The 7,514-nt window shown below is 41.8% G+C and carries 6 protein-coding genes; 2 read left to right on the top strand and 4 right to left on the bottom strand.

Annotation, left to right across the window (positions count from 1 at the left end):
* Positions 1-510 precede the first annotated feature (510 nt).
* The 3 genes from Q7J27_00225 to Q7J27_00215 form a co-directional block, all read right to left on the bottom strand.
* Positions 511-1,890 carry a sigma-54 dependent transcriptional regulator gene (locus tag Q7J27_00225; protein MDO9527567.1) on the bottom strand — a complete coding sequence of 460 codons (1,380 nt, stop codon included), beginning with the start codon at positions 1,888-1,890 and terminating at the stop codon, positions 511-513.
* 121 nt (positions 1,891-2,011) lie between these two features.
* Positions 2,012-4,663 carry an ATP-binding protein gene (locus tag Q7J27_00220; protein MDO9527566.1) on the bottom strand — a complete coding sequence of 884 codons (2,652 nt, stop codon included), beginning with the start codon at positions 4,661-4,663 and terminating at the stop codon, positions 2,012-2,014.
* Positions 4,664-4,669: 6 nt separating this feature from the next.
* Complete coding sequence (locus Q7J27_00215; protein MDO9527565.1) at positions 4,670-4,846, bottom strand: hypothetical protein; 177 nt, start codon at positions 4,844-4,846, stop codon at positions 4,670-4,672.
* 403 nt (positions 4,847-5,249) lie between these two features.
* Between Q7J27_00215 and atpE the strand changes: the two genes are divergently transcribed.
* Positions 5,250-5,624 (top strand): ATP synthase F0 subunit C, encoded by a 375-nt coding sequence (gene atpE / locus Q7J27_00210; GenBank protein MDO9527564.1) that lies wholly within the window; start codon positions 5,250-5,252, stop codon positions 5,622-5,624.
* 45 nt (positions 5,625-5,669) lie between these two features.
* Positions 5,670-7,001, top strand: coding sequence for a cache domain-containing protein (locus tag Q7J27_00205; GenBank protein ID MDO9527563.1), 1,332 nt, complete (start codon positions 5,670-5,672; stop codon positions 6,999-7,001).
* A gap of 174 nt (positions 7,002-7,175) precedes the next feature.
* On the opposite strand, the gene Q7J27_00200 is transcribed toward Q7J27_00205, so the two are convergent.
* A partial coding sequence (locus Q7J27_00200) for a hypothetical protein (protein ID MDO9527562.1) occupies positions 7,176-7,514 on the bottom strand: 339 nt, incomplete at its 5' end.

Genomic DNA, 7,514 nt, shown 5'->3' with positions numbered 1-7,514 from the left:
TTTAATAATGAGGAAATTCTGGCGCAGATAGCTGCCCTGACAGGTTAGAGTCTTTATTTTCAACAACTGCGTTTTTTGTGCAGATGTTGGTACCAGTTCAAACAGCAAGATTTAGTTAAGAGTGTAAAGTGAACTAAAGTGTCTAAAGTTGACACGTTCGTAAAAAGTCAGTTTTCTACGCTCAGAACCATTTTGGGGATGCTGACATTGCCTGGCTAAAAATCTAAAAACTCGTGCTAATGCACTCAAACAATTAGATTTTTTTAACGCCAGACACTGCCAGCATCTTTTTCCCAAAATGCTTATATTCGCTATGAAAAGACTTTTCACGAGTGCATCAAAGTTTAAAAACACTCTTTCAGTGCAGCCTGTTTCGAATTTAACCGCGCCGAAGGCGTGTACATTAACTTTAGCTCACTTTAGGCACTTCAAACTTTAGGCACTTTTGGGGTTGCGGCTTTGCCGCTTTATGGAATAGATTGTTGATTACTTACTGCCAAACACTCATCATTACTCAAATTCTATACCATACTTTTCTAATTTCCTCTCAAGAGTAGGCCGCGAGATACCAAGTATTTCGCAGATTTCACCCTTATTCTTGCCGGTTTTCTTTATAACCCGCCTTATATGCTTCTTCTCTATCTCATCTATGGTACAGATTTCAAAATCTTCATCTTTTTCATTTCCTTCGCTTATCCTCTCACTCTGATTTTCTCCTTCTGGAAAGTCCTCCAACAGATCAGGGAAGTCACTTTTTCCGAGAACCTGCCCCTTGGTTATAACAATGGCTCTAACCAGAAGATTCTCCAGCTCCCTGATATTTCCAGGCCAGGTGTATTTCATAAAGATGTCCATCATCTCACGGGATACACCGACAACATTTTTATGTAAATCTCGATTGATTTTTTTGAGGAGATAGTCGATAAGAGGTCTGATATCCTCACCCCTCTTTCTCAGGGGAGGAATGTTAATCGACACAATATTCAGGCGATAATAAAGATCGTCCCTGAATTTACCTTCTCTCACAAGTTTCCTTAGGTCCTTATTGGTAGCAGCGATTATCCTTGCATTAACCTTTACTCTATCTTTCCCGCCAACTCTCTCAAACTCCATTTCCTGCAATACTCTTAAAAGCTTGGCTTGGAGATTTATTGACATCTCGCTGATCTCATCCAAAAAAACTGTGCCGTAACGGGCAAGCTCAAATTTGCCCAATTTCTTACTTATCGCTCCCGTAAAGGAACCCTTCTCATGACCGAAAAGTTCAGATTCAAGGAGAGTATCCACAATGGCTGAGCAGTTTATCGCTATATAAGGCTCACTGCTCGAAGTGCTATTATGTATAACCTTCGCGATCAGTTCCTTGCCAGTTCCACTCTTCCCTTGAATAAGCACTGTTGTTTTGCTCTGAGAAACAATCCCTATGGTTTTAAAAATCTCTCTCATCGCACTGCCTGTACCAATAATATCCCCGACCTTGAAATCCCTGGAAGGTTCCATGAGGAGACCATTTATTTTCCTCTCCATTTCAAGGGTTGTTAATGCCTTCTGAATAGCTATGTCCAGCTCATCAACATCAATAGGTTTGTGAATGTAATCAAAAGCCCCTTCCTTCATTGCCTTAATAGCCGTATCCATATCATGATGAGCGGTAATCATAATCACTTTGGCACTTTCAGCATCCCCTTTCAGATCCTCCAATACAGTAAAACCACTAATGTCCGGTAGTCTTATGTCCAGGATTACAACATCAGGCGAAACCTCAACTACCTTGTTCAACCCATCAGTGCCGGTCAGTGCGGTATGTACTTCATGCCCTTCTTCAGTCAAATATAGCTTGAGGGTCTCACATATAGAACTGTCATCATCAACTACAAGAACTTTCGACATGCCACCACTCCCTAAATATGGTGATTGTAAGTTTCTATCGGCTAAAACCGTACAGACTGAGAGGCATAAAGGAATCAAACGATAAAGAGGGGCTCGATGGTCTCATCGGCTTTTTACGGGCTTACGCCTGAATCTCCAATCCTTCTCCCGTCTCCTCACTGAAAATCGGAAATGTTATGCGAACTGTTGTTCCTTTCCCCTTTTCACTTATGACCTCTACCGTTCCCTGGTGCAGATCAACAATCTTCTTAACCTGGGTTAACCCGAGACCGGTACCGTATTTCTTATTCGTAAAAAATGGGTTGAATATATGGTGAAGGTCTTCGTTATCAATGCCACAACCATTATCCTTGACTTCAATAACAAGAAATTTGTTTTTATTTTTAACCAGTTCCGTCGATATTAAGAGTTTTCCCCGATCCTCCATTGCATCAATAGCATTGAGATAGATATTTAAAAATGCCTCCTCCAACATAGCCGAATCAAATTTTATAAGCGGAATTTCTTTATCATATGTACTCTGGATACTTATCTTTTTATCAGTTATTTCCTTTTCAGCCATTGCCAGAGATTCTTTAAGAGCTTTATTGATATCAGCAGGCTCCAATTTAGCTTCTCCAGGCCTGGCAAAAATAAGGATATCTCTTACCAGCTTCTCCAGGTGCTCAACCTCTTTCTGGGCAATCTCAAATCTTTTCAAATCATTTCCTGAAGGTTTCAGCCTTTTTTCCAGAATTTGAAGGCTCATCTTGATAGAAGAAAGCGGGTTCCTGACTTCGTGTGCAACACCGGCGGACAGCTGTCCCACAGCAGCAAGCTTCTGGCTCTCATAGAATTTTTTTTCAAGGTTCTTGAACTCGGTAATGTCCCGTTGAACAACAACATACCGGTCAGTGCCTTTAATCGGCCCGGAGGTCAACAATAAATTTCTCACCGAACCATCCTCTTTTTTTATCTCGATCTCGAAAGGTTTATATGTTCCTCTCTTTATCTCTTTCCATTTTTCAAGCATGGAATCTCTGTGTTCCGGGGCAACAAATTCCGTAAAGTGTTTACCCTTGACATGCTGAAGGGCAGATCCGTTTTTTCCTCCCTTTGCCCGGCTGACATAATCGATACCCCCCTCACTGTTGAAGGCAAATACCCGATCGGGGGAACTGTCCAATATAGACTGGAGATAATTGTAAAGTTCTTCCATCTCATTTCTTAATCTGACATTTTTATCCAGCTCATTTTCGAGAGTCTCGGCATACTCCTTCAATCTGATTTCCATCTCCTTCTCTCCAGAGACATCCTGAAGGGTCTCAATGGCCGCGATGACCTCCCCCTTTTCATCATATATCGGGGCCGCCAGAAAATAGAGGTGCCTGTCTTTACCACCTAAGTCCTTAAAGAAATCCCTCGCTTCATAAGCGCCCTTTACTACCTCCGACTCCTGTACCATCTTACTACCATAATACTTTGTCAATCCTTCAATATCACTATCAACAATCAGATCAGCTATAACAGGCCTCTTCTCCGCATAGAATGGAACATATTGCCTGTCCGTGCCTATCATCTCATTGCCGTCAAAATCGGTCAACTCAGTACAGGCCTTGTTCCAAAGGATGATCTTGTGCTCCCTGTCCAGGACAAATGTCGGTATGGGAGACCCTTCTATGATTCCTTCAATGGTCTTCTTCTCCCTGGCAAGCTTTTCCTGCCAGATACTCTTTTCCTTCAGGTGTTTCACTTCCTCCTCGAGACGCAGCCGCTTTCTCCCTGAATTAACCACAAATATGCTTCCGATAATAACGGTAGCAATCAACCCGGCAGCTACAGCCATGACATTGAGAAAAGTTTTACGTAAAAGTGAAATTACCACATCATGAGGAGAACTGACAGCAATCGCCCATTTCCGTGATTCAAGATTAACCCGGGCATAGGCCACAACACTCTTTTCAACACTGCCTCCATCTCCTATCAGCAAATATTCACCGTATCCCCCTTCACCTTTCAGTAAAACATCTTTCAGGGAAGCTGTTCCCTCAGACTTCGCACCTTCGAGTATCCCGACATCCTTTCCTATAAATTCAGCATCGGGGTGAACAAGTATTGTGCCTCTATCATCCACCATCCAGGAATAGCAAGACACCTCACACTTGACCGGCCTGATATACCGATCAATTATTGTAGAAAGAGAAAGGGCAGCAAAAACCACACCGGAAAACTCATTATCTGAATCATATCCGGGAACAGCAATAATAATGGACTTAGATATGTTTTCCATGTCCTTACCTTTTTTCTCACCCATCGGTAACGGATCGCTTATATATGGAATTCCTGTTTCCTTTACCTCCTGAAAATAGCGGGAAAATTCAAAACTGTTATCCTTTATTCCTTTCATGTAAGAAGTTGGGTAAGTGCCTATGGCCACTCCATCTTTATCTTCTATGGCTATAAAATTAACCTTCCCTTCCAAATCACTATGAAATACCTTCATGCTCTGGAGTGTGGCTTCCGGCATAGTTCCTTTAACACATGGGAGCTTGGACAGATTTATCATACTTTTTTCGATGCCAACAATGAGATCCTCTATTCCGGTAGCTGTCCCACTGGCAATAACCAATTGCTGCTTACTGTACTGCTCCACCATTTCTTTTTCCCTTGCATTGTTGATGACCAGAGCAAACAGGACAATCATGAAAACAACAGCTAAAGTGGCCAGCCAGATGGAGAGCGTTGAATTGATTTTAAAACGCTTATTTTTATCGCTGGACCGGGTTTTCTGCATAGTCAATTACTCCTTTCTTTGGCCTTTCTCTTTATGCTTTTTAACAGCCATCAATATATAAACACCGACAGCAGCACCCAACGAAATAAGAAGCTTGGTTAATCCACTTTCAATACCAATAATCTTGTCACAGATAAGCCAAACGACCAGATAGGTTACAGCGGTCAATACTTCCTGTATCATTTTACCCTTTCACAACCTGAAATCAAAGTTCCAGAGCCTTCATCCATTCTCTCACGAATAAACTTATATAGGTCTTGCATATTATCGTTCCAACCAAAATATTTCAATAAAAATATACTGATATATAAGCTAATTTTAAACTTCGTTAAATTCACAGATTGCAATTTAACAAGACGTTAAACTATACTTTTTAGAAGAATATCAAGCACAGAAACCCAAAATTTAAATTATACGAACGTTTATGCTATGTTAAAGCAGAAACCTCAATCCATAATAAAGTGGCATAACTGTTGCAATATCCCCTTCCAGTTCTCAAATATTTCCCCTTTTTCAGAAACGCTCTTTATGCTATAAAGATGAAAGGGGAAGATAAAAACTAATTAACAATGAAAGGAGAATAAAAATGTTTCAGAAACTAAAAAAGATGTTATTAATCCCCCTTACAACAACGGCTGTCCTGCTGCTATCTTCACCAGTAGCCTTTGCTTCGGAAGTACTCCCCACCGGTGACTCGTACGTAAAAGTTGCGTTCGCTGTAGGCGCCATGCTTGCCGCTGGTTTTGCTATCGGAATGGGTGCAATTGGCGCGGGTATGGGAATAGGTCAGGCCGCTAACGGAGCATGTACAGCAGTTGGGAGAAACCCCGGAGTTCAGGGAAAGATACTGATGACGATGCTTGTTGGTATGGCCATGGCAGAATCGATCGCCATATATGCCCTCGTTGTCTCGCTTGTTCTCCTTTATGCAAACCCCTACATGAGCTATTTTATTGGATAGGATCAGACAATCCACTTCAAAAACACAGCTAGGGGGGAAATGATAATGTCAGAAACTAAAAAAGTAAAGCAGTTATTCACTGTAGGGAGGATCTTCTTCCTGCTTATCGTAATCCCCTTATCACTCATGGCCCTTCTTATAGCCAATGGCATATTCAAAGTGGGAGAAACAACGAGACAGCGGGCAACTGCAGCCTTAGACGAAAAATCCCAAAATGAGATAAGGGTACGTGCCATCAATACGGCTGAAGACGTTGCCAAGTTCCTTGGGGAGAGAAGGAATGATCTTATGATTGCAACGATTATTCCGGCAACCGATTCTGCATACAATGAGTTCATAAGCAAGAAGAAGAGTTACATATGGATAAGGGAAGCTAAAAAAGTTCGCAAGGTTCTGGTCCCTCTCTACACCGAGATGTCTCTGATTGACAGAACTGGTGAAGAATTGATAAAAATCACTAACGGAAAGATAGTGCCAAAATCAAAGCTGACAAACGTGAGTAATCCTGCAAACACAACTTACAAATCTGAGGATTATTTTGTCAAGACCAGGAATCTCAAGAAAGGGGAAGCTTACATTTCTCACGTCACAGGCTGGTATGTAGACAGGTCTGATTTTGAGAAGGGAAAGAGGTTCACGGGTATAATTCGTATGGCCACTCCCTTATTTGACGAAAAAGGGTTTGCGGGGATAATTGTCCTTGCTCTTGATGCAAGGCACCTTGCTGAGTTTACCGATCATATTGTGCCGACTCAGTCTGAATATGTTGTCGAAGCAGATGCATCAACCGGCAATTATGCCTATATGGTGGACAACAGAGGATTTATTATTTCTCATCCGAATGACTACCATATAATTGGTCTTCATAGTAATGGTCGTCCTGCCATGCCGCTTACTGAAAAAACCGCAACGGCTCTAACTGAAAAGGGAGAAGAGGTATTAAATCTCAATCTTCTTGGTTTTATAGATAGAGGCATGCCGGAAATTGCAAAGGATGCGGCTGCGGGAAATTCCGGGATTAAAACCTATAAATTCAAAAATAACATAAAATTTGTTGCTTATGCACCAATTAAGTTCTATGCGGAAAGCTATCCAAAGCCTGGCGGATTCGGGTGGATAGGAATGGGAGTAAATGTAGATAAATTCAATACTCTTGCCAGGGCTTACTCCGAGAATGTAGAGAAAGAAGTAAAATCATGGACAACGACAATCGCCATGATAATTGTTATTTCAGTTATTTTACTTTTCCTCATTACTGCAATTCTCGTAAGGGGAATTTCGCGTTCCATAGAAGCGGAAGTACCTGAAGGCGCAGAAAGCGTAAATGATTACTATGAGGATGAGGACGAAGAAGAAGAAAAAGAAGAAGAAAAATAACAAAAAGTAGTAAAAGGCCGGGAGGTTCAACTCCCGGCCTTTTTTGAAGCGTGCTTCTTTCCCTATATCCCAACCACTTATTAACCCAAATTCATGAAGACAAAAATATTCTTATGCAATAACAGTAAGTTAAAGACGGCCAATCTCGTTTTCTGGCACTACATGTTTGAGTGGTCATAGAATCTTTTTCACCATCCGTCCAGGCACAGAAGCAATGTTCAAGGCATCATAGATTACCTTTTGGTGGGGCTCCAGCCGGGATGATTTCCGGATATGGATCACCTTTCCGTCTTTTCTTTTTTGCGTGGTACTGTTCCGAGTATGCATGGACAATCTTTCCCGGATCTTTGACCAACTGTCATGGATGCCCTTCATTCTCAGTTTGAAACGAATCGCATGGAGGATATGGTAGGCAAGCACCGTAATGAACAGGTGGCCATCTGAGCGTCGCTCAATGTGATGGCGTATCGGTCGAAAGCCCAAGTCAGATTTCATACACCGGAAGGCATCCTC

It is taken from the genome of Syntrophales bacterium (assembly GCA_030655775.1).
Taxonomy (GTDB): Bacteria; Desulfobacterota; Syntrophia; order Syntrophales; family JADFWA01; genus JAUSPI01.
The sequence above is the reverse complement of the archived record's forward strand: the minus strand, read 5'-3'. Positions and strand labels throughout refer to the sequence as shown.

Excerpts from the sequence above, each read along its gene's own strand:
- Q7J27_00225 (MDO9527567.1), bottom strand. The coding sequence starts at position 1,890 with ATGTCGAAAGTTCTTGTAGTTGATGATGACAGTTCTATATGTGAGACC.
- Q7J27_00220 (MDO9527566.1), bottom strand. The coding sequence starts at position 4,663 with ATGCAGAAAACCCGGTCCAGCGATAAAAATAAGCGTTTTAAAATCAAT.
- Q7J27_00215 (MDO9527565.1), bottom strand. The coding sequence starts at position 4,846 with ATGATACAGGAAGTATTGACCGCTGTAACCTATCTGGTCGTTTGGCTT.
- atpE (MDO9527564.1), top strand. The coding sequence starts at position 5,250 with ATGTTTCAGAAACTAAAAAAGATGTTATTAATCCCCCTTACAACAACG.
- Q7J27_00205 (MDO9527563.1), top strand. The coding sequence starts at position 5,670 with ATGTCAGAAACTAAAAAAGTAAAGCAGTTATTCACTGTAGGGAGGATC.